Source organism: Vibrio sp. OPT41 (assembly GCF_015163595.1).
In the GTDB taxonomy this organism is placed as follows: Bacteria; Pseudomonadota; Gammaproteobacteria; order Enterobacterales; family Vibrionaceae; genus Vibrio; species Vibrio alginolyticus.
The window spans coordinates 24,637-46,512 of the sequence record NZ_JADDYH010000053.1; the positions used below are offsets into that span (position 1 = coordinate 24,637).

The 21,876-nt window shown below is 42.8% G+C and carries 29 protein-coding genes and 1 pseudogene; 8 read left to right on the forward strand and 22 right to left on the reverse strand.

Annotated features, from left to right (window positions below; translation table 11 throughout):
• On the reverse strand, positions 1 to 389 hold a 389-nt coding region (locus IQP38_RS18580; RefSeq protein ID WP_228010117.1), incomplete at its 3' end, for a hypothetical protein.
• Between the two features lie 520 nt (positions 390 to 909).
• On the opposite strand from IQP38_RS18580, the pseudogene IQP38_RS18585 reads away from it, so the two are divergent.
• From IQP38_RS18585 to IQP38_RS18595, 3 genes and pseudogenes are all read left to right on the forward strand, one after another.
• Positions 910 to 1,124 (forward strand): annotated as a pseudogene (locus IQP38_RS18585) (Txe/YoeB family addiction module toxin).
• 412 nt (positions 1,125 to 1,536) lie between these two features.
• Complete coding sequence (locus tag IQP38_RS18590; RefSeq protein ID WP_017634097.1) at positions 1,537 to 2,106, forward strand: helix-turn-helix transcriptional regulator; 570 nt, start codon at positions 1,537 to 1,539, stop codon at positions 2,104 to 2,106.
• 75 nt (positions 2,107 to 2,181) lie between these two features.
• Positions 2,182 to 2,499 (forward strand): DNA-binding protein, encoded by a 318-nt coding sequence (locus IQP38_RS18595; protein WP_053307329.1) that lies wholly within the window; start codon positions 2,182 to 2,184, stop codon positions 2,497 to 2,499.
• Between the two features lie 604 nt (positions 2,500 to 3,103).
• Here the strand turns inward: IQP38_RS18595 and IQP38_RS18600 are convergent.
• Positions 3,104 to 3,253 carry a hypothetical protein gene (locus IQP38_RS18600; RefSeq protein WP_165615990.1) on the reverse strand — a complete coding sequence of 50 codons (150 nt, stop codon included), beginning with the start codon at positions 3,251 to 3,253 and terminating at the stop codon, positions 3,104 to 3,106.
• A gap of 206 nt (positions 3,254 to 3,459) precedes the next feature.
• Entirely contained in the window at positions 3,460 to 3,669 is a 210-nt protein-coding gene (locus tag IQP38_RS18605; RefSeq protein WP_017634094.1) for a cold-shock protein, read from the reverse strand.
• A 464-nt stretch (positions 3,670 to 4,133) separates the two neighbouring features.
• On the opposite strand from IQP38_RS18605, the gene IQP38_RS18610 reads away from it, so the two are divergent.
• The gene (locus tag IQP38_RS18610; RefSeq protein WP_193837874.1) at positions 4,134 to 5,516 is read left to right on the forward strand and encodes an HlyD family type I secretion periplasmic adaptor subunit; all 1,383 of its coding nucleotides are present in this window, start codon (positions 4,134 to 4,136) and stop codon (positions 5,514 to 5,516) included.
• A 234-nt stretch (positions 5,517 to 5,750) separates the two neighbouring features.
• Here IQP38_RS18610 and IQP38_RS18615 read toward each other — a convergent pair whose 3' ends face one another.
• The 3 genes from IQP38_RS18615 to IQP38_RS18625 all read right to left on the reverse strand — a co-directional run bounded on the left by IQP38_RS18615 (position 5,751) and on the right by IQP38_RS18625 (position 7,670).
• Positions 5,751 to 6,272 (reverse strand): hypothetical protein, encoded by a 522-nt coding sequence (locus tag IQP38_RS18615; protein ID WP_017634092.1) that lies wholly within the window; start codon positions 6,270 to 6,272, stop codon positions 5,751 to 5,753.
• Positions 6,273 to 6,582: 310 nt separating this feature from the next.
• Positions 6,583 to 7,212 carry a tyrosine-type recombinase/integrase gene (locus IQP38_RS18620; RefSeq protein WP_053307330.1) on the reverse strand — a complete coding sequence of 210 codons (630 nt, stop codon included), beginning with the start codon at positions 7,210 to 7,212 and terminating at the stop codon, positions 6,583 to 6,585.
• Positions 7,212 to 7,670, reverse strand: a complete 459-nt coding sequence (locus IQP38_RS18625; RefSeq protein ID WP_193837875.1) for a hypothetical protein — start codon at positions 7,668 to 7,670, stop codon at positions 7,212 to 7,214. The genes IQP38_RS18620 and IQP38_RS18625 overlap by 1 nt, the downstream gene beginning before the upstream one ends.
• A gap of 1,045 nt (positions 7,671 to 8,715) precedes the next feature.
• Here IQP38_RS18625 and IQP38_RS18630 point away from each other — a divergent pair.
• A complete protein-coding gene (locus IQP38_RS18630; protein ID WP_017634088.1) occupies positions 8,716 to 9,603 on the forward strand; it encodes a hypothetical protein in 888 nt (295 codons plus the stop codon).
• A gap of 108 nt (positions 9,604 to 9,711) precedes the next feature.
• On the opposite strand, the gene IQP38_RS18635 is transcribed toward IQP38_RS18630, so the two are convergent.
• Positions 9,712 to 11,208, reverse strand: coding sequence for a hypothetical protein (locus IQP38_RS18635; RefSeq protein ID WP_017634087.1), 1,497 nt, complete (start codon positions 11,206 to 11,208; stop codon positions 9,712 to 9,714).
• Positions 11,201 to 12,595 (reverse strand): hypothetical protein, encoded by a 1,395-nt coding sequence (locus tag IQP38_RS18640; protein WP_017634086.1) that lies wholly within the window; start codon positions 12,593 to 12,595, stop codon positions 11,201 to 11,203. The genes IQP38_RS18635 and IQP38_RS18640 overlap by 8 nt, the downstream gene beginning before the upstream one ends.
• Positions 12,596 to 12,902: 307 nt before the next feature.
• Between IQP38_RS18640 and IQP38_RS18645 the strand changes: the two genes are divergently transcribed.
• Positions 12,903 to 13,298 carry a hypothetical protein gene (locus IQP38_RS18645; RefSeq protein ID WP_054579108.1) on the forward strand — a complete coding sequence of 132 codons (396 nt, stop codon included), beginning with the start codon at positions 12,903 to 12,905 and terminating at the stop codon, positions 13,296 to 13,298.
• Positions 13,295 to 13,771, forward strand: a complete 477-nt coding sequence (locus IQP38_RS18650) for a hypothetical protein (RefSeq protein ID WP_193837876.1) — start codon at positions 13,295 to 13,297, stop codon at positions 13,769 to 13,771. The genes IQP38_RS18645 and IQP38_RS18650 overlap by 4 nt, the downstream gene beginning before the upstream one ends.
• Positions 13,772 to 14,254: 483 nt before the next feature.
• On the opposite strand, the gene IQP38_RS18655 is transcribed toward IQP38_RS18650, so the two are convergent.
• From IQP38_RS18655 to IQP38_RS18720, 14 genes are all read right to left on the reverse strand, one after another.
• Positions 14,255 to 14,419 (reverse strand): hypothetical protein, encoded by a 165-nt coding sequence (locus tag IQP38_RS18655; protein ID WP_170894064.1) that lies wholly within the window; start codon positions 14,417 to 14,419, stop codon positions 14,255 to 14,257.
• Positions 14,420 to 14,476: 57 nt separating this feature from the next.
• Entirely contained in the window at positions 14,477 to 14,638 is a 162-nt protein-coding gene (locus IQP38_RS18660) for a hypothetical protein (RefSeq protein ID WP_017634083.1), read from the reverse strand.
• Between the two features lie 537 nt (positions 14,639 to 15,175).
• Complete coding sequence (locus tag IQP38_RS18665) at positions 15,176 to 15,409, reverse strand: hypothetical protein (RefSeq protein WP_017634082.1); 234 nt, start codon at positions 15,407 to 15,409, stop codon at positions 15,176 to 15,178.
• Positions 15,387 to 15,629: a hypothetical protein gene (locus tag IQP38_RS18670; RefSeq protein WP_017634081.1), complete on the reverse strand. Its 243-nt coding sequence runs from the start codon at positions 15,627 to 15,629 to the stop codon at positions 15,387 to 15,389. The genes IQP38_RS18665 and IQP38_RS18670 overlap by 23 nt, the downstream gene beginning before the upstream one ends.
• Positions 15,622 to 15,918, reverse strand: a complete 297-nt coding sequence (locus tag IQP38_RS18675) for an HU family DNA-binding protein (protein ID WP_017634080.1) — start codon at positions 15,916 to 15,918, stop codon at positions 15,622 to 15,624. Before IQP38_RS18675 ends, IQP38_RS18670 begins: the two co-directional genes overlap by 8 nt.
• On the reverse strand, positions 15,918 to 16,241 hold the full coding sequence (locus IQP38_RS18680; protein ID WP_017634079.1) for an HU family DNA-binding protein: 324 nt from the start codon (positions 16,239 to 16,241) through the stop codon (positions 15,918 to 15,920). Before IQP38_RS18680 ends, IQP38_RS18675 begins: the two co-directional genes overlap by 1 nt.
• Complete coding sequence (locus IQP38_RS18685; RefSeq protein ID WP_017634078.1) at positions 16,220 to 16,489, reverse strand: hypothetical protein; 270 nt, start codon at positions 16,487 to 16,489, stop codon at positions 16,220 to 16,222. Before IQP38_RS18685 ends, IQP38_RS18680 begins: the two co-directional genes overlap by 22 nt.
• Before the next feature lie 119 nt (positions 16,490 to 16,608).
• Positions 16,609 to 17,307, reverse strand: a complete 699-nt coding sequence (locus IQP38_RS18690) for a hypothetical protein (RefSeq protein ID WP_017634077.1) — start codon at positions 17,305 to 17,307, stop codon at positions 16,609 to 16,611.
• A gap of 26 nt (positions 17,308 to 17,333) precedes the next feature.
• Entirely contained in the window at positions 17,334 to 18,062 is a 729-nt protein-coding gene (locus tag IQP38_RS18695; protein ID WP_054579109.1) for a VRR-NUC domain-containing protein, read from the reverse strand.
• A 2-nt stretch (positions 18,063 to 18,064) separates the two neighbouring features.
• Positions 18,065 to 18,445 carry a hypothetical protein gene (locus IQP38_RS18700; protein WP_017634075.1) on the reverse strand — a complete coding sequence of 127 codons (381 nt, stop codon included), beginning with the start codon at positions 18,443 to 18,445 and terminating at the stop codon, positions 18,065 to 18,067.
• A gap of 89 nt (positions 18,446 to 18,534) precedes the next feature.
• Positions 18,535 to 18,834: a hypothetical protein gene (locus tag IQP38_RS18705; protein WP_193837877.1), complete on the reverse strand. Its 300-nt coding sequence runs from the start codon at positions 18,832 to 18,834 to the stop codon at positions 18,535 to 18,537.
• Between the two features lie 3 nt (positions 18,835 to 18,837).
• The gene (locus IQP38_RS18710; RefSeq protein ID WP_193837878.1) at positions 18,838 to 19,329 is read right to left on the reverse strand and encodes a single-stranded DNA-binding protein; all 492 of its coding nucleotides are present in this window, start codon (positions 19,327 to 19,329) and stop codon (positions 18,838 to 18,840) included.
• Positions 19,330 to 19,332: 3 nt separating this feature from the next.
• A complete protein-coding gene (locus IQP38_RS18715; protein WP_017634072.1) occupies positions 19,333 to 19,635 on the reverse strand; it encodes a helix-turn-helix domain-containing protein in 303 nt (100 codons plus the stop codon).
• Positions 19,610 to 20,041, reverse strand: coding sequence for a hypothetical protein (locus IQP38_RS18720; protein WP_017634071.1), 432 nt, complete (start codon positions 20,039 to 20,041; stop codon positions 19,610 to 19,612). The genes IQP38_RS18715 and IQP38_RS18720 overlap by 26 nt, the downstream gene beginning before the upstream one ends.
• Positions 20,042 to 20,168: 127 nt before the next feature.
• Here IQP38_RS18720 and IQP38_RS18725 point away from each other — a divergent pair, with 127 nt between their 5' ends.
• Positions 20,169 to 20,414 carry a hypothetical protein gene (locus tag IQP38_RS18725; RefSeq protein WP_193837879.1) on the forward strand — a complete coding sequence of 82 codons (246 nt, stop codon included), beginning with the start codon at positions 20,169 to 20,171 and terminating at the stop codon, positions 20,412 to 20,414.
• Positions 20,415 to 21,876 lie beyond the last annotated feature (1,462 nt).

The window sequence follows — 21,876 nt, forward strand, 5'->3', positions numbered from 1 at the left end:
TCACTCCAGTCGATCATGAGCTCCTCATCATCCCCATAAGTGATGAGTAAGTACCCGATTTCTTTGGTTTTATCTTTTTTCGTTACGGTTTTCTGTACATATTCGGCAGAGTGCATTGACTCGAACTTGATACACTGAGCCGCTTCAAATGGCCCTTTCACATACAAAGATTCACCCGTAACAAGAAAGCCATCTTTCCCATTGTTGAACACAGTCATGTCGAACAACGCTACGACCAGATTAGGATCGAGATCTAGCTTGTAGCTAGCAATGGCATTATCCAACTTCTTTTCAAGCTTTTCATCGGTGAAAGGGGCGATAGCAAGGCGCTTATGAAGAACAGCTTGTTTGAGCTGAGACTTAATAAATCCATTTACATCGACTGACATTTTCTATTATTCCTAGAAGACTGAGAAAGTACCAACATATCAGAATAGGCCTAGAAATATGGTTAACAGTCTGTTAAACAAGAACTTTTCTATAAAACATGTTAAGCGCATCACGATCCCACGTGGCGCGTAATATGAGCAATGTATAGTGGATTTGCCCACATAGTTAGATAAGGAAAGGTAATCAAAATTACGATGATTACAACAAAGTTCAACCCTACTCTAGCTCATTTCGAGGCATTTCTGTGTTACACATCCCGTCAGCACACCTTGGGCATAAACATTTTAGAAATAGCAGCATACCTATGTGATCGCTGCCACTGTGTAGTATGAATCTTTATTACTCTCTCACAGTATTACGTGACGTTTAAAATCACATTTGGAAGCGATGATGGTGTTGCTTCTGGCCAGGTCCAAGAATACGAAAAATACTGAAAATTGGCTCGAGACATTCATGACGTTCGCCACCTAATGTTGATCTTACGAAGTGACCTAAGCGCTTTACTTGGACTGATGTGGTTTGCACTGGCAAAAGCAAGACAAAAACACCCTAAAGCGCATCAATAGGTTGATTAATGACGTTAAACGTTCCCTTTTGAGGGGATAGGGAAGCCTGAGTCACTAAAGGAGAACCTGTCAGGATTTTGGTCGCGCCGTATTGATGATACGAACAGGTTGGTCTATGCCGTGGATAATCAGGCGATAACCATTATTTCATGCCGCTATCATTATTAGGCAATCTAAACATCAAAAATAGAAACATCAAAATAATAGGTACCAAAAGAAATGCGGAAAATTGCTTGTCTACTACCGTCGTTACTGTTTGGTTGTGTCGCTGTTTAGGGACAATCTTATAACATCGATATTGCAAATGAGGACTATGTACAGGTTAACTATGATTCGTCAATGACCAATTACAAGGCCATGCTAAGCGAATTTACCACGCATTGCGCCAAGTAAGACAAGGATTACGTCAATGAAAGTACGATTACAAACGGTTGGGAAATTACTATGGCCGTTTATCGCTGCGTTGAGAAGAGAGAGAACAGTTAACCATTAAGCCACCAGCACAGTGGCTTTTTTGTGCCAAATTGATAGTATAGTATAGGCACAATTGTACACATAAATGGAGTGCAGAGAGAGTTCAATGAGCATTTATGAGTTCACCTTAAACATCGGCAACATCAATATCACGAACGACAACGATCTACTTGATGTGTCACGCAAACTATACGAGGGCGCTTGTTCTGACGCTGTGGTAATGTCTGTTGATGAAATGCTGTATATCGAATTTGAACGAGAGGCAGGAACGTTCGTTCAAGCGGTTACACAAGCAATTAAGGACGTAGAATCGGTCGAGGGCTACGATTTACAAGTTATCTCGATTGAGGGCGACCTTGTGAGTTTGGGCGAAGCTGCGGAGTTCACCGGGGTTAAGAAGAGCACACTAGCAAAATACAAAAAGGGTACATTTGGCGGCGGTGGCTTCCCTGTGCCAGTACGAAAGGCTTCAAAGAAAGATCCTCTTTGGAGACTTAGCGACATAGCAGATTGGCTATACAAAAAAAACAAGGTAGCAATGGAGCTAGTAGAACGCGCTCGTCTGATGGATGTAATTAACCATCATCTAGAGACCAGATTGATGAAGAATAGCGATAAGTACGCAAACCTATTCATCAATATCCAAACTAACCTAATAATTCCCATAAAGTCATAAAGTCTCAGCTGCCATCAGCGTATAGCTGGTAGCTTCTTTATGCGTATCGTAATTGCTTAAAAGGAGGATCAATAATTGAAAGACTATGATTTTTCAATAGTGGCTAAGTTTCAAGACAACATGAATGCAGACTCGCTTTGCAAGCCATCTAATGCGATCAAAGAGTTTAACCCATCCGATTACTTAACCGATCAACAGACTATCCAAGCCTATATTGATGAAGCAGCAAGCACTGGTGAACCAGCGATAATCGCCGATGCCTTAGCAGTTGTTTCACAAGTTAAGGGTATGGACAACACCTTACACCCGCGCGACAACCCTTCTTTATCGTCACTTATCGGGCTGGCCAACGTTCTAGGCATATCAGTTCGATTAGGTATCAACATTAAATAACTTATTCCAGTAGTTCGGTTGGGCCGAATTACTGAAATAGTGCCCCGTCAGGAATCTAGTCAATTTAGTTTCACTTCTTACAGAACAGAAACTAACCCGCCAATTACCGGCTGCGACATCGCCTACAAGAAAAAACGGCGCGACAAGATTGATGATCTGAGCAAGGTTTTCGACAGAGCGTTTAGAGAAAGTAATGGACAAGTTCAGTCTCGTCCAAGAAATGGAACAAACTGCTCAAGAAGATTAGGATTAGTCGGATAATGAGTCAGTTATCAACGTTTTACTGTGTTCTTTACCGGTGTCCACAAGGCACTACGGGTAAAGCTTAATCCGTTACCTGACATTTGGTTAATGTAGTGAGGTAGCAGACTACTTCACCGAGCTATTTCGCCTTTCAATGGTGTTTGGATTGAGCTATTAGAATGGTCTTGTTGATGAGCAAATGGCTCAAAAACTGGCGATGTTCGTTAACGTACCACTCCAGAGTCAATAGTTACTATTGATAAGATAAAATACGTTAAGAAAAATTAATTATGAGTTTGGCTTTCAAAAATTTTATTTTTATTTCTTAATTTAAACCAAATTTTCTTTCTACCATTATTCTTCAAAATAAAACCTCCAAAACCACACCACTTTGGCCACTTGTTATTCTTTGAAGTAGGTCAAGTTTTGATTTTTGACTATTTGATTTTTTCTTTTTACTGATTTTTTTATTATTAGATACATTTATTAAATCAATGATTTTATTAGACATACAATGCCCCTTACTTAATGATTAGGGTGTACTGAACATGCGTTATTTTATGATATAGAATGAAGGGAGCTTACAGAGAAACTTATTAAGGATGACGCTGGGAAAACTGACTTTATACTTTTTTATCTGAAACAACTATTGATCAGAGCTACTACTTCCTTACCACTGGATTACAAGCGATAAGGAAGCTAAGTTTTGTAAGACTATTACAACGTCGTTACATTTTCTGCTTGAAGCCCTTTAGGACCTTTACCTACGGTAAAAGAAACCTTGTCGCCTTCAATAAGTTTTTTAAATCCATCCCCAACGATGTTGCGGAAGTGAACGAATAGGTCGTCGCCGTTATTTTGAGAAATGAAACCGAAGCCTTTAGCTTCATTAAACCACTTTACTGTACCAATTACTTGATTAGACATATTATGCCCCTTATATAAATTAAAATTAAGGTGCACTGAACATAAGTATTATTTTAAGGATATAGAATTAAGGGAGATACAGAGAAAAACTTGCTAGGGATGACACTGGAAAACTTACTTTATATTTTTTATCTTCAAACAACTCTTCGTCAGAGCAAAATCAACTATACACGTTTCAAAAATTAAAGATAGCTTTATTTTCTATTTTTATACTAATAATGCACGTTACAGACCCCGAAAGCGCGCCATATGAGCCGCTATAGAATGCTTTAAGCAACATTTTGACACCCAAGAGGAGCATTGTTCCTTATCATCCTACTATAATCATAGAGCAACCTATATGAGTTAAAAGGCCGTTTTCTGTACTCGGTCTATCGTACTGATTTTTTCATATTAGGTCGTTTCAGTCTTCAAGGTGTTAAAGTTGGTATACTAAAACTAAATTATTATAAATGAGCGCAAACATGAAACAAAAGAACTACAACAAACTTAACGATGATGAGTTAGAGTTTGTTAATGACAAGGTCGCAGCCTTACTCCTGACAAGTCCTAGGAGTGCTCGTTTGTTGCTCTGGATAATGGTGAGTCTTTCAATTGTGATGGTTGGTTGGGCATCTTTTTCTGAGATAGATAAAGTCATTGTCGGTTTAGGGAAAGTCATTCCTTCCTCACAGGTTCAAGTTATACAAAACTTGGAAGGCGGGTTAATTAAAGAAATTTTAGTAAAAGAAGGTCAATTAGTCGAAAAAGGTCAACCATTAATTCTCATCGATGACACGCTCTTTCGTTCAGATTTTCGTGAGCATGAACAACAAGTCGCTAACTTGAGTGCATCTGTATTACAATTGACAGCCTCGATAAATAGCGTTCAAGTTAACAATGACTTTGACATTAAAGATTGGCGACAAAATGTCACACTAAACTATGACCAGCTAATGTTCCCATCATTTTTAGAAGAAACTCAACCTGAACTAATCCTACGTCAAAAAGCAGAGTATCTCGAAAACTTAAATAATATACGCAACCAGATATCAGTGATTGATCAGCAAGTCATACAGAAACAACAGGATTTGATTGAAATAAAAGCACGAGTAGAAAACTTACGTAGGAGTTATCAATATGCAAAAAAGGAATTGGATATTACCAAACCTCTAGCTGACGAAGGTATAGTTCCACGCATTGAATTACTTAAATTACAACGACAAGCCAATGATAGCAGGCGTGAAATGACATCTAGCAAGCTTAAAATTCCCGTATTAGAGTCATTAATTCAAGAGTTCATGCTTAAACGAATAGAGGTCGCGCTACAATTCCGATCTGAACAACAAGAAAAACTTAATAGCACCCAAGATCAACTATCTTCTTTGGTAAAGTCTACAGTTAACTTAGAAGATAAAGTCAATAGAACCGTGGTTTACTCACCAGTAACGGGAAAAATTAAAACGTTGAGCATAAATACAGTTGGTGGAGTTATTCAACCAGGTATGGATATCGTTGAAATTGTGCCAACCGAAGACGCTCTACTGATAGAGGCAAAAATAGCACCAAAAGATATTGCATTTTTACGTCCTGAGCTACCTGTTATTGTCAAGCTTACCGCTTATGATTTTAGTAAGTACGGTGGTTTAAAAGGGGAGTTAGAACACATTAGTGCAGACACAATCCAGGATGAAGAAGGTAACGACTTTTATGTAGTACGTATACGTACTGATAAAACTAATCTCGGTGATAAAGATCTACCAATCATTCCAGGAATGACAACATCAGTTGACATAATAACCGGAAAGAGGACCATTTTAGAATACTTAATGGGGCCAATTCTAAATACAAAAAACACAACAGATTAATAACTTACACTGTTTTCACAAATCGTGATACCCGTTACCATTGAAGATGTTTAACTTCTTATGAAATTGGACCTATAAAGCCTAAGTTGCACAATTACAGTAGCCGCAAACATTTGACCGAGAATACGTACTTTCATATATGTCTCTATGGGCCCCCTCATCGCATTGTCACTAACTAATGAATATTAGTATATTAGGAACTAGTGTTCGGAATTATTCTAAATGAATAGAATATTACTTTAACCGTACACTACTAACTTTTTCAATGTGTAATAATACGTCCATTACATCGCTGTGAGCCTTGAGTAACTTTCTCTTAGCAATCGTCCATGCCGCCAATTTCCCATAAGCGTTCACACTTACCTTAATGGAATGCTCATGCTTCTGGTTGTTCTCATCGTACTTGGTGTACCGCGCTACGTAGTATTGCTTACCATCGATGGTAGTTAACCGTGGTTCAAGACTTTTCGGCAAGCGCGCCAGCAAGTTGAATTGCTTACGAACGCGATCCCAACAACGCCCCCATAGTTCCTTGCCGATTTGGTTGCGTATTTTGGTTGCCTTGCGTAGACCTTTCTTTTCACCAATGCGAACAAACCCGACAGAGCGACGAATATAGCCCCCTTCCGGCTTAGGCACACTAACGGCATAACAGGTCTTTTTCTTGGTGATGAATCGATAGCCTGTGTTAGATACGAAATAAGCATAAGCGTTACGACACTCTGACACTCTATAACCCTCAAATAAACAAAACATGTAATTCCTTTCGGTTGGATTTGGCTGGCCATTGTTGCCCTTTCTTGGCCAAATGGATAACGTTACAGTGTAACTATGTTTTCTTATATTCCTAATTAATGCGACAGATTGATAGTCTTTAGGTCGTCATAACTGCAACCAAGCACCAGCTTGATTGCCTTTTTGCTGAACCCTTTTTTCATTAATTCTCTTACCTTTGGTTTAAGGTCATTCGGAATTGAGGTTCGGGAAAGTTCCTGTTGTCGAAGCTTAAATTCGTTTACTCGTAAGTTCGCGTTCATTAGAGCCTTACACATAATTTCCCCTCCCTCTATTCTGCCTTTGGTTTTAATGAAATGCCTGTTGTGTACTCTTTCGCTTCGTCGTGGAACGTTCTTAAGTAGTGGTCAGTCACGGCAACACTAGAGTGACCAAGCGCGTCCTTAATCACTTTCAAAGAGGCTTTCTTTTCAAGCAGGAGCATGGCGTACATTTTTCGCATCGAGTGTGTTGATAGCTGATATGGCAATCTCAACTCCATTGCTATGCGCTTATACGCTCGGTTGATATACTGGATGCTGATCGCATTGCCCTTTTTGGCCAAGTGGTGATTAGATTGAAACATCAACTCATTATGGCCATTGTGTAAGTAGATACGTTTAATTAGTTCTTCCAGTTCGGCATTAACGTGAATGGTGATTCGAGCGGCCTCTTTAGCGGCTTTTTCGCTCTTACCTCGGGCCATACGGCCTTTAAAACCTTTTGATTGAACAATGTTAAATGAAGACCGGATCACGCCATTTATCATCACATCGCTGAATTTTAGCTTCGAAATGTCGCAATAACGTAAACCTGTACGAACCTCCATTTCAATCATCATAGAGATAAGTGGGTTAATGTCATCCATTAAACGGATTATTTTTTCCAACTCGTCTAAGTCACGCGCAGGGAAAGCAGCCATTAGATCAACTCCACGTGATTAGCATTAACCGTTTTAAACTCGCCACCAACGAACACTTGAATTTGTAGGGTTCGAGATAACAAGCTAAATCCCAAGAATAAGCCTAGTTCGCCATCGACACGCACGAAGTCGTGGTGAATAGGTAAGCGGCCAAAGTGGTTGATCATCTTGGTTTGTGCTTGGATGCTTTGAGCTTCTTTAATTGTGTTTATGGCAAAGCGAAGTTGAGAGCGAATCTTTAGCGCATTATTACCTTTTCGAGCCTTGCTGATCGTGCCTTGCACACAAGGGAAACCGTAGAAATTGCGAATGACGGCGGCGGCTTGTTCTTGGCCTCCACATTCATTAATTAGCTCATCCAAAGAGATAAGAATAAGGTCGTGGTGGCGCTCTTGGATGGCACTGCGTTTACTCGCCCACTCATCCGAAAGCGACACCAATTCATTTTTTTTAAACATTTTTGCTGATCCTTTTTTGGCAAAATGCCAGTGTTTGCTTGGAATACAATATATTCCAAAGGAATATCTTTTTCAACTATGTTCGGAATACTTACATTAAAAGCACGAAGGGTTCCAGAAGTGACCGACTAATCAACTTTTGACAAATAACGCAATAGTGCTCAAAACACCACCAGCAAGAAGTCATTTTTTATCAATATTCCTATGGAATATTTAGGTTCATTCACACAAAATGCCAGGATTAGAAAGCAATCTTAGACATTTAATAAGTTGTTGTTTTTATTGGATTTTATGTCTTTTTGCGTCGATGACCAGCGACAAAACATTGGATAAGTTAGTTTCAGTTCTGTCTAGAACTGAAACTAAAATAGGTTTTTTTGAAACTCGCCACGACAATTACCCGCCTGTGGTAATATAATGACGGTGTTACACCGTCACGCAACACGAACAAATATGCATATCCTCAATTATTATGCGGTATAGGTCACGTTCTCAAAACCTAACTGCTAGTAACGATATGTTTGCATTATTTTGCATATCTAGACAATCAAAGATCACAGTCTCATAATACTCCGCGAACATCAGCTCGGTTGGCGAGAATCCCCTAAACTCTTTCCAAATCAGAGCTATATACGTATTGGCTATCCAGTCAATTGGCTTAAGAGATATAGATATGCACTGCACGTTGAATCAATTAATTCCACTCGAAATACTAGATAAATGTGACCTGTCCCTAGATGTATTTAGCAGCTCGTTCCTTGATGACGCGACCGACATTTGCATGATGCATCTTATCCAATCGCATCCGAACGCACTATGCAATTCATCCATTAATCGTGATGACGTATTAAACTTCGTTCGAGATCACTTCTCCGCTTAAAAAGCAACACTTATAACGTTCTTCTGTTCGTTTTTTATTTAATTCCGAACACAAAAACGGTATGCTACGCATCAAGGATAAAGGTAGGGTTTTTCGTTACTCGCATACGCTCATGGATGGAGTGTAACCTTTATCCTCCAATGTAATTTGGAGCAACCGTTCACCATGATTAATAAAAAAAATACTGAAATTAAAGATTTAAAAGCTATTGATATAGAAACACTTAATCAATTACTTGCAAATAAACAAACGGCAGATGCGCGCCTAAAACGTGCCTTGAAGCACCGCGCGACTTTTTCCGAACAAATAGATGGCAAGGAAGATAGTGGACTATTCAATGATCGCATCGTAGCTGTAGTAAAACGTGGTAATCCAACCACTCGTTTACTTGAGTATATTGAGGCCGCGAAATCAGCCAATAAAGAGCTTTTAGAGCGCGCACCTCAATACTTCAACAGCTCATCTAACTCATTTAAAGAGACGACCGTAATTGAGAACGTCCGTCGCGTTAACATCACAATTAATAAAGCAGCTAGCAGCCAGAAAGTCACTGGCGCACGTCTAGCCAAAAGACTTGAAGCATACCTACGCGACCTCGACCGTAAACTCTCCTACGATCTTCCAGAAGATGAGAAAGAACAGCTCACTAACAATAAAAACACTGCATTGAATGAATTGAAATACTTCAAAGACAATGCAGACGTTGAGTTTAGAAAGCGCGGTCAAGAACACAATGACATTGTAGCTATCATCCATACCTATGATGGCAACAATGGTGGCATTTCTCGCGTAGCTAAAAAGGTTCACGTTAACGCTGGTGGCCTTGTTCTAATTAGGCATCGCTCTTGTAAAGATCACGATGTGCTAATCACGAACAACACCACTGAGGGACGTTCGATATTCGATGAAGCGAATGCTTTTAAGTCGGTACTGTACCCTAACGCTAATATGTATATAGAAAGCGAAGTTGACGCTATTCGTGAAGCCAGAAAAGAGCTTAGAAGCAAGAACGAAAGCAAAGCACGTTCGCAGTTCGATGGATTAGTGAACTAAGGTTTTAAGCTAAATTATTGTTGTTCCGCTTTGATTGGTGATTTGGTGGCGATATTTAACGGTATCGCCACCTTTTCATATTACTTTTATATGTTGGCACCAACGGAATTAAGCATCGTCCGATTCAAGCGCTTCCAGTACCCATTGTTCTACTGAACTGCGAGACTCTAGCATGCTCTCTGTTACTTCCATTTCGTGCGGCACATAATCTACCAATTGAGAAAAACAGTATGTATCCCAACGGTCAGGTGATGGGATGTTCATTTTCTCTTTCATCATCGGTTTTGGCATCATTACCCATTGGCCTGACTCGTTGATTGCACAAGGTATTTTACTGCCTTGTTCTGCCGTCTTGACGTTCTTATCTATCTGCATGCGGCCTTGGTTTATCGCATCCCGAGCCATAACATTGGCATAAGCACGCTGGTTAAAGAAACGCTGCTTATCGCTGGTGGAGTGCATCTTCTTACCCCAACGAATGCGCTGTACGCGCCGTCCGTAGCGCTCTAAGCAAGTCGCCGTGTCATAACCTACACCGTCACTATCCACTGCTATCGTGATGTTTGGGTACAAGTCCTCACTACACTCTGCATGGATAATGTCAGCGAACCGAACCGGATCGACCGTGCTTGGTTGTTCAAGCAATTTCACGCTCTTAACGATGCGCTCCATGCGTTGACCCCAAACCTTGCAGATATTGAGTATCGAGCGGTCACGACCATTACCAACGTCCACCAGCGCAGCCCAACCCCAACCATCGGGCATATCGAGGTTGAGCCTTGCGCTTTTGTCCAGCGCATCCCGACTAAGCAGCATGCCAGCAATGGAACTTGGGAACTCCCCACGTACTTTAATCAGGTATTCCGGTGCCTCTCGACCGCCATACTCCAATCGCTTATCGAGGATAAATTCCACGGTTACGAACGGAGATTCCTCGGAGTTAAGCCTGATGGCTCGCCATCGACCACTAGGCTCGGCTAATCGGTGATGCGTATCGTAGAAATAGCCGCTAGGGCGCGTTGGCTGGCTCAATAACAGCATTCGGTTATCTTTCTCGGTCAATGCCCCCGCTAACACACCAAAAGCCTTGTCAGAGACGCCTGACGCCTCATCGACAATAACAAACAAGTGTTTAGCGTGTTCACCCGCTAGCGCTTCCTCGTTACCAATACGGCACGATTTAGCACTGGTTTGCCAGATACCTTTTGCTGAGTTTTCAAAAAAGGCTGTCTCGGTAATGGTGAAGTATTGCTGCAACCAACCATGCTTTTGTAAGAGCGTGTTCCAGTTGGATTTTAGGTACTTCCATACACCGATTTGTACCTGTCTCGCGTTGTTCGCCACTAGCACAACACGCGCATTGGGGAAGCAGAGCATGAAAGCAATGATCATGATACTGGTCATGTCTGACTTGCCTGTACCGTGGCCAGAGCTGACAGTCGTTCGCGCACCAATACGCTGAGCACTATCAATGATTTTGCGCTGCTGCCAGCTCGGCTTCTTACCGACTAGCTCAACAGCGAGGCGTTTCCAGTCATAGCGATACCGCTTAACTAGGGCAGGGTAACGGGGATCTTGTGTTACGCTCTTTATTCTTCTAGCCACCAAGTACCTCGAAGCTGTCTACATCGTCAAACCCCGACACTCCCTCGTTATCGAGGTCATCATAGGCTTGCTCTTTAGCGGCTTCGTTTTGTATTTGGGATGGGGATAGGGTAGGTTCTACGCCGTTCTCTAGGTCTTCGGCTTCTTTGATTCGTCGGTTTACTTCTTCTTTGCGCGCAGGTAGCCAGTTATCTTGCTGCTCAATCTGCTCTAACGTGTAGTCATCAAACAGCTCATCCAGCTCTTGCTCACTGATACCAGTGTCGTCTACTTCTGGCTCTAGGTTCGCTAGTTCTACCTTAGCTTCATGCAATAGCGTTGCTGGTGGACGTGCGCCTAACTTCTCGATTTGCTGACACGTCTCTAAGGCTGTCCAGTTGTTCTTAGTGCGCAGAGAAAGCATTTCTATTACTAGGCTGGTTTCTTCCGCTGGCAGTAAGTGTGGCATCATCAATTCAGCGTATTCCTGTTTACGCAAATCGATGTAGCGCTTGGCCTCTTGTTTGGCCATCGTGGAAATACTCAATTCCAGTTCACGCAATCTGGTGCCATAGCCAAAGATGAGACGGTCACGCATGGCGTTTATGTCTACTGGCTGGTTTTCGTCATCGAGCGGAATGTCTCCGCTTTCTTCCATTTCATCGATCTCTTTAAGGCGTTTAGCTAACGTCTCATTCATTCGGTAATACTGCGAACGGGCAATAATCAGTTCGTTGCAAACCGAAAGCGGATCGGTATCCATGAGAATATCCATGATTTCGCCAGTAATACCCGCACTACGGGCATAACCACCATGCACAACAGGGCGACCCACTTGAGCACTGGAATACTGCGAAAGTCCCTCAACTGATCGCGGCTTGCGCAGTGATCCAATACCCCCTGTTTTCGCGCGATCGCCTTGCGCACTTTGCGCTTGCGCAGTTGCCCCCGCTTCTTTGGACTTTGATTTATCAGCTCTTTTTTTCTTCTTGTCGTTTTTCGCTTCTTGAAATTTCGCTAATTGCTCATCGTAAAGATCAAATAATCGATCAAACTCGGGCAGCGATCGCATGGAATTAAACTGGCGGCGCAATGTCGCACCATTCACCCCTTTATCTTTCGCAAAAGCGGCCATCGTGAGCGTTGGGTTTTGAGCGCCACGCACGAGAAATTCTTTCAAAAGGGAATGCCAGTCATTGCCCTGACTGGTCTTTTTCGCTTTGATTTTTGGCATAACGGACGGTTGGAACTTGCCGCCCGTTTTGGCTGGCCGTTTTATATATCGCTTAGCGGTGCCGTACTTCAATCCGTTGGCTTCGCAATACTCGGCCAGCGTCAAAGTCGGCTGCTTCTCTAACTGCTCCCAAAACTGCTGTTGGTGAGCCTGATAGTCAATCTTGCCGGACACGGTTAAACCCCATTCATTTTGTTACGTTCGGAATAATACAGAGTTCAAACAGGTGACAACAACACGAACTAGGCCAGTTAAAAAATAATTTAATTGTCAATAATGTTTTAAAGACAAAATTTGATAACGCGACACTAAATAGTATTTACAGTAACGATTTTCTGCATATAATCATGGCCAGCTAGTGAGTAACGCTACTCATGTACAATTGATTCTGCGGCACGATATAGTAATTGGCTGCGTTATCTCACTAGCCACCTTCCCCCATACCCAAGACAACGCGCTACGTGACGAAAGGAATACCCCCTTGAAAGCACCCGAGCGCATCAAATTCAGACACAAAGCCAAAACCAAAGCACGACAAGCCATGTTTAGAACCCGCCAACGGGAAAAGGGATTAACGCTACTTCAAGTGCGAATTTCACGCCTTGCTCACGCAAAAGCATGCGAACAATGCGAACAGAACGGAATTACCCTGACCGAGCTGTATCAGTTGGCCATCAACAACACTGATCCAAACCAACTACCAGAAAAGCACCCCGAAGTAATCGAGGGCGACCTAGTAGGGGCACGCCAAATCAGTCCTTGGATTGACCCCGAAGTTGCAGAGACGTTTGAGAAATTGGCCACCAACTACCGCAATCGAACCATAGCGATGAGTGCCATCGTCTATGCGTATTGCGCTCGATGCGAAGCTGAATGAGCCGAACTGGACACGCTTGGGGCGCACTGTGCTTTGCGCCCGTTCCTCTCGCCTTAATGGCAGACACAACACCACTGCATTCAATCCTGGCATTTCTTGGTTGCTTAAGCGGTTCGAGCGCACCGGACTGGCTTGAATTTGACAGAATCCCGCACCGAACTTACACCCACATCCTTTCGATATGGCTCGCTGCAACGGTTTATGGCTATCATTTAGCGATAGGGGGCACATTAATACCCATTGAGGCGTTAGAAGCCACCAGCACGATTCTAGGTGCGATTCTGTGTGGATTTGGATGCGGTTGTGTGTCGCATTGGCTTGGGGATGTGTTAAACCGCCAACCAGTGCCGATTTTTACCCCATTTGATAGGTACTGTTTGAATCTATTCGCTTCGGGGAGCCACCAGCGAATCACATGCGTATTCATTTTCTCGGTAGCGTGTATTTTAGTTGGTTTTTTACGGCCTTTATAATTCCGAATAGACTTTTTAAAAATGATGTTTTTAACATAAGAAAAGGCCACATTTTACCGTGGCCTTTTGATTTTGAGGAGTTGTCAATAACAGGTAATTCAATAACCAATCAATTGGCCATCTATATTTTGGAGTATCCACGTCCATTTTCTTGCGAGCGAGGTAAATATAGAACACTAAAAATGCCTCTTCAATAGGTTGAAACACGACACATAAAAAGAGCCAGTATTTCTACCAGCTCTTTTGCAAACCTTCTTTGAATCACTCGCCGAAGCTGTACGCTTCACACGAAAACAAGGCAATTATATTGATACTTACCTCGAAAAATCAAGAAAAAAGCGCCAATGGAATAACCAAAGGCGCTTGAGCACAGTTGTCTAAGATTTTTAAAGGAAAACACGGTCGTCACAATGGCAACTATTTAACTCGCGTATACATAAATTTATCCGTTCGGAATGCTAGTTTCAAGTATTTTTTACCTAGCTACTCGCCTAGCTCTTTACTAGAAACACTGGCTAGCTCATCACTATGTGCCGTGTGGGCATTTAAACCATTCAATAGCTCTGCCTCTGTAAACAATGAGCGTTTCTTTTTGTTCTTAGTCGCCTTGGGAACTGTTTTACCTTTCTTTTGTGCTTGAGTACGCATGCTTCACCTTTTGTAGTGCATCGCTTTGTTAATACTATGCTCTTTACTCCACTCAATCTAGCTGACGCTTTCAGTTTGCTTAAGGTGATTGTTTATTTCGTGAATCATCTTGCGTAAGGAGTTATCCAGCTCTTTGGTGTACAGCTTATCCTTGGCCAGCTCTCGCTTAAGGATGCGGTCGTGTTTGCGATGCCAGAATAGTTCGTGGACTTTTCTCATAGTGCCTGCTCATATAGGCGCTCTTTGGTAGGGGATAGATAGAACAAAGGGCTAACCCTCTTTCGAAGATCAACCCTTTGCCCTCTTTGGGAGCCTGTAGGTTTTACCCTACAACGCTTGCACAACCTTATTAGACAAGCGCACCGTATAGGAAGTCGTATCCGTCACTGTCCTACGGGAATAATACTAAACTTATTCCGAACATATCACAATATTAGTTTGCATTTCATTTTGTGATTTTTACCCATTTAAAGATTGTTTCTGTCGCTTTTTTCTGGTGGCTTTCTTGAGTGTTTTATAGTAGCCAATCTTTATCAGAAAGAAGTACCACAGCGCGTTAAGAGGCGTAGCCCTCAACCAAGTCCAGCCACCACGTTGTGAGTTCTTCATGTGGTAACAACATCATGCCGTCACGGCCTTTTCTGGCTTGTTCTAGCGCCTTTTCCAGAAACTCAAACTTAAGGTCGAACGGAGGATTGCACCACCAGCCATCTTCCCATTCACCTTGTAGGCCATCGAACCCAACACAAACAGGGTTTAGGAGCTGAGCTGCCTTGTGTTTTGGCTTAAGCTCGGCTGTTCGTTAATCCAGTCAGGAGCCACGTAGAAGCGGTTCGCCTTGGCGGTTTGTGGCTCGGCGGCCACGTCTAAAACAAACTGTTTTCCGGTATCACGTCGAAAGAGGAATTGAGCATCAAAGAAATAGTCCCAACGAGTCGCCCATTTGTTCTTTGCGCCCTCGACGGTCTTACTTTTGACTAGGTGCGCCATTCTCTGACTTCTCCCCACTCTTGGCCGCTACAGTAATGCGCTCTATGCGCTCTGCGTCCAAATCAATCTTCACTCGCTCTATCTTTGGATAGACCACCAATCCATAAAAGCTGTATGTGCCAATACCGACAACAGCCACCAGCGCTAACACAATGGTTATAGCCAGTAGCCGAACGGAGCCGATAAAGACACGTAGCCCAATTGCCTTACTATCATTCATGGACGCGTACCATGTCCTTGTAAGCAGAGAACAATACGCTGTGCTCGGTTTTGACACCTAAGCGCTCTTTCGTCGCCGGATTAATGGTTGTGCGTTCACGCTCTATGTGACGGAAACGGCCAAAGCCTCGAATTTGCACCTCACGGCCTTTCGCAATCTCAACCAGAATGTGATTGATCATTGCATCCAGACAATCGCCCACCAGCTCTGCATCATCACCAGTAAGCTTTAAGCCAAGGCGTTTAGAAATGTTTCTTTCAATGTCAGTTCGGTTTAAGCGTGTACTCATTAATGTGCCCCCTTGATCTCGTTTACCTTGCTTGCCAGCTCATCGCGGAATACATCCGATGCACTAAAAGTCAGCTTGTCTCGCGCAGCTACAATCGCTGGTGCTCCCGTTTTTGGATTACGGCCAGCTCGCGCTTTCTTAAGGCGAGGTGCGAACGTACCGAAACCACTAAGCAATACAGCATTGCCCTCAATCATGGTTTGAGTTGAGATTTCTTCGATAAAGGCATCAAAAACCAGCTCGCATTCTTCACGTAATGCGCCCGTTTCTTTTTTCATTGCTGAGATCAGTTCGTGCTTACCTACGGCTTTTTGTTTAGACACGCTAAGTCCTCTTGAATATCTTTCAGATAAATTCCGTGCTGTTGGCCTAGAAGATTGATGGCGTAAAGAACCAGTTCTTCTCGACTGCTACAGCCAAGTTCTATTTGGAGTCGCCTAATTTGCTCTCGTTGTGTCGCGCTGGCGCGGTAGTATTGACGTTTAATGTCAAACCTAGCCATCTTGGCAAGATGACGATTCCAGCGCTGCTGAGGGGTTAAGGCGTTTTTCTTGGGTTTACGTCCTGCCATTAGACGATTATAACCATTCCGAACACACCGTAAACATTCCGAACACAATTTCTGTTTTTAATACAAAAAAATACCGCCCATATAGGCGGCATTTGTGGAAAGATGATCAAGGATTGGCGTTAAGCTCGTTTGAACTCCGAAAAGTGGCTGCGCATGCCATCACGAACTTTGAGAGGCGTTTTGCGCAGCTTGGCGCGTGTCGCTGTGTCGTATAAGTATTGTTCCCATTCCCAATAGGACATATCACGTAGTCGGCCTACTGGCTCACCAACACTATTCATGAATATGTAGGTGTTCTTGGCTTGGCCGTTCGGGATTGAGTTGCCATTACCATCCAATATCTCAAAGACACCTCTCGCACCGACAAACGTCACGGTCAGACCATATTGCGCCGCTGTAGCATCAATCATTGCGCTAGTGAGGTAAACATTCTCGCCAAAGATTTTAGTACGGAGGATTTCACGACGATATTTCTTAATGTCTCGAACCCATTCAAAGATAACGCAGCGAGTATGTGGCGTTCGGATGTTGGTTTTTACTTTGATTAGACCAGCATCGAATAGCATTCTAATGACTCGATAGTTGATCTTCTCTCTTGGTGCAATTGTGTCGCCAGTAGCATCGTAGTCACAAATATGACCACCAGTAAGCCAACGATACGCTTGAGCGCTACCAAATTCCCCTGCGGGAGCATAGCTTAGCAACAACTTGTCATAGTAAAGGTAATCGCATAGGAAGTTACGGACTACCTTTGTTGCTTCTAACACGTCTAAATCAACTGGCTTTTGGCCAATGCTGTGGTATTCACTCGCTAACATGAGATAACTAAGCCCTTTTTATATACTTATGCGGCTAGTCTAGTTTTGTTATCAAATGTTGGCAATTGGAGATAGCTATTAATTTGACAAATGCACTCATCAAACCCCTTGGCCACAACCACGTAATACCCTAGATTTTGGAACATTTTTATCTTTTCCTGCTGTTCCTTACTTGGGCGACCTTCTTCCGTTTTCACCTCCAAAAAGAACCCGTGATACACCCCTCTCGGGATAGGAAAAAATATATCTGGCACACCTTTCTTTTGTCCCTCATAGCTCATCATCGAAGCCGCTTTAGGTGTTCGGTAGCCACCATTAGGGATTGAGAAAACCAGCGGGTAAATGTCCTTGTACTGCGTCTCTAACGTGTAGAACAAACGCACCTGTAACCAGTGTTCGGCCAGCTTCGTGTCGTTAAACTCTTTCGGGCGCTTAATCCCTTGTGCAAGGCGCGTTTTGTGTGGTGAATCCAGTTCCACTTTCTTCTGTGTCGCAGCGCGCGCAACGTCAATGTCTTTCTCAAGAATACGGATAAGCCAGGCTGGTAGCTCTGACTTGTCCACCAGCGCAGTATTTGGGACGTTTATCGATACCGGATTGATGATGTGATTAACAGAACGGTTAATCTCGTTAAGTGCTGCATCGATATTGAAGTCGCCGCCGTGGCCAGCTTTCACGCCTTTGCTTTTCCACTTCTTGCGCTTAGCAACTTGGTTTGCGAGAAAAGAGTGATCGAATCGTGGTGCTCTGGCCATAACTAGATAAGCCCTTGTACAACTAAAATCTCTTGCTCCTTACGGCGGTTGAAGTAGGCAAACACCTCGTCCTTGGTGAATTGCTTAGATACCACCTTGCGGCGGCCTCCTTGAGAGAAAACACGCTTAGCAATGTCCTCAGATAGCGTCCAACAAAGTGCAGTTTCGATTTCGGATTCGTCATTGATAGCGCGGTAGGCAGTGATCACCTTGGGTAGCTTGGCGAACGCCTTGCGCTCTGACGACTTCATAACCTTGTGCTTGTTGCGTCTCGGGCACGTAAACAGGGACGACCACACACCTTGATGTTGGTGCGAGCCTTGCGCTTTCCATAACGTTCCAAGCACGTCCCAATAGGTTGAGTCATCTTGGATAGCTGGCACACCAAGGAAGCTCTACAGTAAAAACATCGCTCATCGGGCAATTTCTCCACTACTCAAAAATTGGGATAAGGGAATAGGGTTAAAGTGTTTTATTCTTGGTTAGCAAAGCGCTCTAGGCGTTCTTCTAAGTCATCCAGCCAAACCAGTATTTCGCTACCTTTGTGAACGTAGTCGAGGTAGCTGTCTTGGATTAGTTCGGCCACATGACCCGAACACCCGTTTACTTCTGCCGCGATTGCACGGTTACTGAAATAAAAAGCACTTGGTGTGTCCGTAAAATCCGTTTCGCCTGCCGCCTCGCGCATTTCCATAAGCGCTTTAGTGGTCATTCGACGCAATGCAATCAGTAAGTCGTCTTGAGTTGCTAACGCTAAATTTTGCTTACTCACCGTTCAAGCCGCCACGTAACTCAGCATCTTGTAATGACGAAACTCGTTCTGGAACGGTATTTCATCGTCAAAATCCATTGGTGGCTCGCTGTATTGCTGTTGAGATTGATCCCAACCGCCTTGTTGTTGCTGGCCACCAGCTCGGTTATTGCCAAGCATTTGCATCACGCCATTAAAGCCTTGAACTACTACCTCTGTGCTGTAACGGTCTTGGCCTTGCTTGTCTTTCCATTTGCGAGTCTGCAATTGACCCTCGATGTAAACTTGTGACCCTTTGCGTAGGAACTCCCCCGCTACTTCGGCCAACTTGCCGAACAACACCACTCGATGCCACTCGTTTTTTTCTCGGTTCTCCCCTGTCGCTTTATCGCGCCAAGTTTCGGATGTAGCGATCGTGATATTCGCTACTGCGCCGCCATTTGGCAGGTATCGGATTTCGGGATCTGACCCCAAGTTACCAACCAGAATGACCTTGTTAATGCCTCTTGAAGCCATTCGTTATTCTCCGGTATCTCTCTTTACCGCTTCGTCTCTGTTAGAAATCGCATCACCAAAGAACAAATAACCCACGTCTGTACTTGTGTAGACAGCTATCAGTTCTAGGTTTTGCACCCTTGGGTTCACTTCGCCATTCTCGATTTTTCGATAAGTGTCTGGTGATAACCCGATTAACCTGCTCATTTCGAGTATGGTTAAATCTGCATGCCGTCTCGCTCGCTTGATTCGCGCTGCACGTTGCTGTCTATACTCAAGCGATTGGATTCGAGCGGCCTGTTTAGTCTTTGCGTCTCGCATTTTCATAGAAGCTCTCCACTTCACTTGCTAGTCGTTCTTCCTCGGTTGTAGTCCCCTTAATCAATGCAACGCGATATTCATATAACCGATTCTTTGACCAATCGAGGCAGAGCTTTTGCCACTTGATAACGGCAACCGGATCGGAAAGGTCGTAACCAGTCCCAAAACAGCTACAGCACTCCCACTTGCTAAATAACGACTTGGTGTAACCTGTGCCATTGCAAGTCGGGCAGCGATCCGGTTTGTCGTCCAATGTCACATCGGCATCTTGTAACCGGTTCGCCAGAGCTTCGCGTTCGTCCGTAGGCTCTATGCCCTCGAATGTATCCAGGATTGATGGTGAGCTTTTGTCTCGCTCTCTTTGCCGTTGTTCCAGTTGAGATCGCTTAATTTCAGAAATTATTTCACCCATCAACAATTCCGAACAAGTAAATTTTTAATTCAGTATAAACCCGATTAAAAAACAATTCAAAAATCACCAACACAAAAACCGAAATGATGTATTTTTATATCAGAAAACAGGAAAACGGAATAATATAATGAATCAGAAAGTATCAGAGAACAGCAGAAAAAAAGTTCACAACCAAATCCAAGAAGACGTTAAGGAGTACATGACCAACACCTCTAACAGCGTCTTAGGCTTCGCTTTGGCCAATGCAATTAAGAGCGGTCAGAACAACCTAAATGAATTGTGTAAAATGTGGGAAATCCCAGTAGACAAGCTACTTAGCAAGTTAAACACTTCTCTTTTCAAAGTGGATGATGATGAAGTCCACCTCGCATAGACGGATACGTTTAGCTATCGGGATAAGAGTAATGGAAAGCTTCGGGGAAACTAGAAGCTTTTTTTATCCAATATCTAATCCGAATACTCAAAAATTTAATGTATATATAAAGTTACAAATCATAGATAAATAATTTCCCATTCGGAATAACAGAAAACACAAAATAGCAACAAAAATAAACAATACTAACCAAACAAAACAATAATACTGTCGCGTTACAAATATAGATGAAGGATTGAAAAAGCATCAATCGCGAAAGCTAGTTTGAATTGGTTCATCAAGAAACCTCGTCCGTTAGGTTCCGTAATCATTAAATAACGGTATAGTAAAAAACAGATGCCTTACGTGACCATGACTCCAGATCGTTTAGCATCTTATCGACGTCAAATAGTTGAGTTTAATACTGCCAACACTTAGGCTAATTAGAAATTAGTGGGCAAAAACTAGCCAAAATGATAGGAAGCTTAACCACTTAAGTTGTACGGGGAAGCATTTTTGTTTTTAACAGGATAAGATGAGTTAACAGCAATATATTGAATGCGCTAACCCATCTGCTGGAAGCGGCAACTTTCTTTTGAGGTTAGCATCAAGCAGAAAGGGAAAATGAACATGAATTATTGGATAAAAATCTTGCTCATATCCCGATTCATGTAGAGAAATGAATATTTTTCAAAGCGTTTCTTTATGAAAGGGGAATTATCTGATCACAATGGGACATAAGGACTTGGGAGTTTTCATACGCCTTAACCTGAAAGAGATAACCAACTCGTTTGGGCGTTTGCAAAATTAGCAAAAAGTCTGGAATACTCGGCACTGCAAGACTTGGAACAAAACGTTCCCTAATAACCTTGATTGTGTGAAGAATATAAAAAAAGGCTGGATTCGAAGAACCCAACCTTTAATTAATTAGGAGGTAATTATGTAATCACCAACCAAGCTCGAAGCAGCTAGAAAGCTTCACTTCGTGTATGCGGGTAAACGATGGCGGCCACCATCAAAAACCCTTGTGCGTTGTCTTTCACCATGAGCCTTATCAGGGGAACAAATGGTAAATTTAATTGAACTGATTATAGCGATAATCAATCTCGTCGCCGTTATAGTGCAAGCACTATTCGGTTAACCAACGCTGCTGCTCTAGAAGTACATTGTTGCTTCTAGAGCACACTTACAACTATCCAATAATTAATATTTCCTGTCAATTCGTGTTTTTGTCAAGAACTCACACAAATGCGGTCGCTATTCGTTGTAGCATGCCGTTGTCTATAGCTAGGATCATTAAGTCATCTAAACAACAAAAACTTGTTGTGTATGTGGGAAACTGTGTAAATCTTTGATTTTCCAGTTATCCACATACGCTATAAAGATCTATATTTAACTATATCAATCTATGGAAACTATAGAACTATAAGATCTATAGGAACCGTAACGTATTGATTTTAATGCGGTTTAACTCGCTTAAAGA

What these genes read in the sequence shown, in the direction of transcription:
- IQP38_RS18610 (WP_193837874.1), top strand. Translation starts at nt 4,134, where the DNA reads ATGAAACAAAAGAACTACAACAAACTTAACGATGATGAGTTAGAGTTT.
- IQP38_RS18665 (WP_017634082.1), bottom strand. Translation starts at nt 15,409, where the DNA reads ATGGCGCACCTAGTCAAAAGTAAGACCGTCGAGGGCGCAAAGAACAAA.
- IQP38_RS18605 (WP_017634094.1), bottom strand. Translation starts at nt 3,669, where the DNA reads ATGTCTAATCAAGTAATTGGTACAGTAAAGTGGTTTAATGAAGCTAAA.
- IQP38_RS18620 (WP_053307330.1), bottom strand. Translation starts at nt 7,212, where the DNA reads ATGGCTGCTTTCCCTGCGCGTGACTTAGACGAGTTGGAAAAAATAATC.
- IQP38_RS18675 (WP_017634080.1), bottom strand. Translation starts at nt 15,918, where the DNA reads ATGAGTACACGCTTAAACCGAACTGACATTGAAAGAAACATTTCTAAA.
- IQP38_RS18685 (WP_017634078.1), bottom strand. Translation starts at nt 16,489, where the DNA reads ATGGCAGGACGTAAACCCAAGAAAAACGCCTTAACCCCTCAGCAGCGC.
- IQP38_RS18630 (WP_017634088.1), top strand. Translation starts at nt 8,716, where the DNA reads ATGATTAATAAAAAAAATACTGAAATTAAAGATTTAAAAGCTATTGAT.
- IQP38_RS18725 (WP_193837879.1), top strand. Translation starts at nt 20,169, where the DNA reads ATGAATCAGAAAGTATCAGAGAACAGCAGAAAAAAAGTTCACAACCAA.
- IQP38_RS18590 (WP_017634097.1), top strand. Translation starts at nt 1,537, where the DNA reads ATGAGCATTTATGAGTTCACCTTAAACATCGGCAACATCAATATCACG.
- IQP38_RS18615 (WP_017634092.1), bottom strand. Translation starts at nt 6,272, where the DNA reads ATGTTTTGTTTATTTGAGGGTTATAGAGTGTCAGAGTGTCGTAACGCT.
- IQP38_RS18690 (WP_017634077.1), bottom strand. Translation starts at nt 17,307, where the DNA reads ATGTTAGCGAGTGAATACCACAGCATTGGCCAAAAGCCAGTTGATTTA.
- IQP38_RS18655 (WP_170894064.1), bottom strand. Translation starts at nt 14,419, where the DNA reads ATGCGTACTCAAGCACAAAAGAAAGGTAAAACAGTTCCCAAGGCGACT.
- IQP38_RS18660 (WP_017634083.1), bottom strand. Translation starts at nt 14,638, where the DNA reads ATGAGAAAAGTCCACGAACTATTCTGGCATCGCAAACACGACCGCATC.
- IQP38_RS18650 (WP_193837876.1), top strand. Translation starts at nt 13,295, where the DNA reads ATGAGCCGAACTGGACACGCTTGGGGCGCACTGTGCTTTGCGCCCGTT.
- IQP38_RS18695 (WP_054579109.1), bottom strand. Translation starts at nt 18,062, where the DNA reads ATGGCCAGAGCACCACGATTCGATCACTCTTTTCTCGCAAACCAAGTT.
- IQP38_RS18720 (WP_017634071.1), bottom strand. Translation starts at nt 20,041, where the DNA reads ATGGGTGAAATAATTTCTGAAATTAAGCGATCTCAACTGGAACAACGG.
- IQP38_RS18600 (WP_165615990.1), bottom strand. Translation starts at nt 3,253, where the DNA reads ATGTCTAATAAAATCATTGATTTAATAAATGTATCTAATAATAAAAAA.
- IQP38_RS18710 (WP_193837878.1), bottom strand. Translation starts at nt 19,329, where the DNA reads ATGGCTTCAAGAGGCATTAACAAGGTCATTCTGGTTGGTAACTTGGGG.
- IQP38_RS18625 (WP_193837875.1), bottom strand. Translation starts at nt 7,670, where the DNA reads ATGTTTAAAAAAAATGAATTGGTGTCGCTTTCGGATGAGTGGGCGAGT.
- IQP38_RS18715 (WP_017634072.1), bottom strand. Translation starts at nt 19,635, where the DNA reads ATGAAAATGCGAGACGCAAAGACTAAACAGGCCGCTCGAATCCAATCG.
- IQP38_RS18670 (WP_017634081.1), bottom strand. Translation starts at nt 15,629, where the DNA reads ATGAATGATAGTAAGGCAATTGGGCTACGTGTCTTTATCGGCTCCGTT.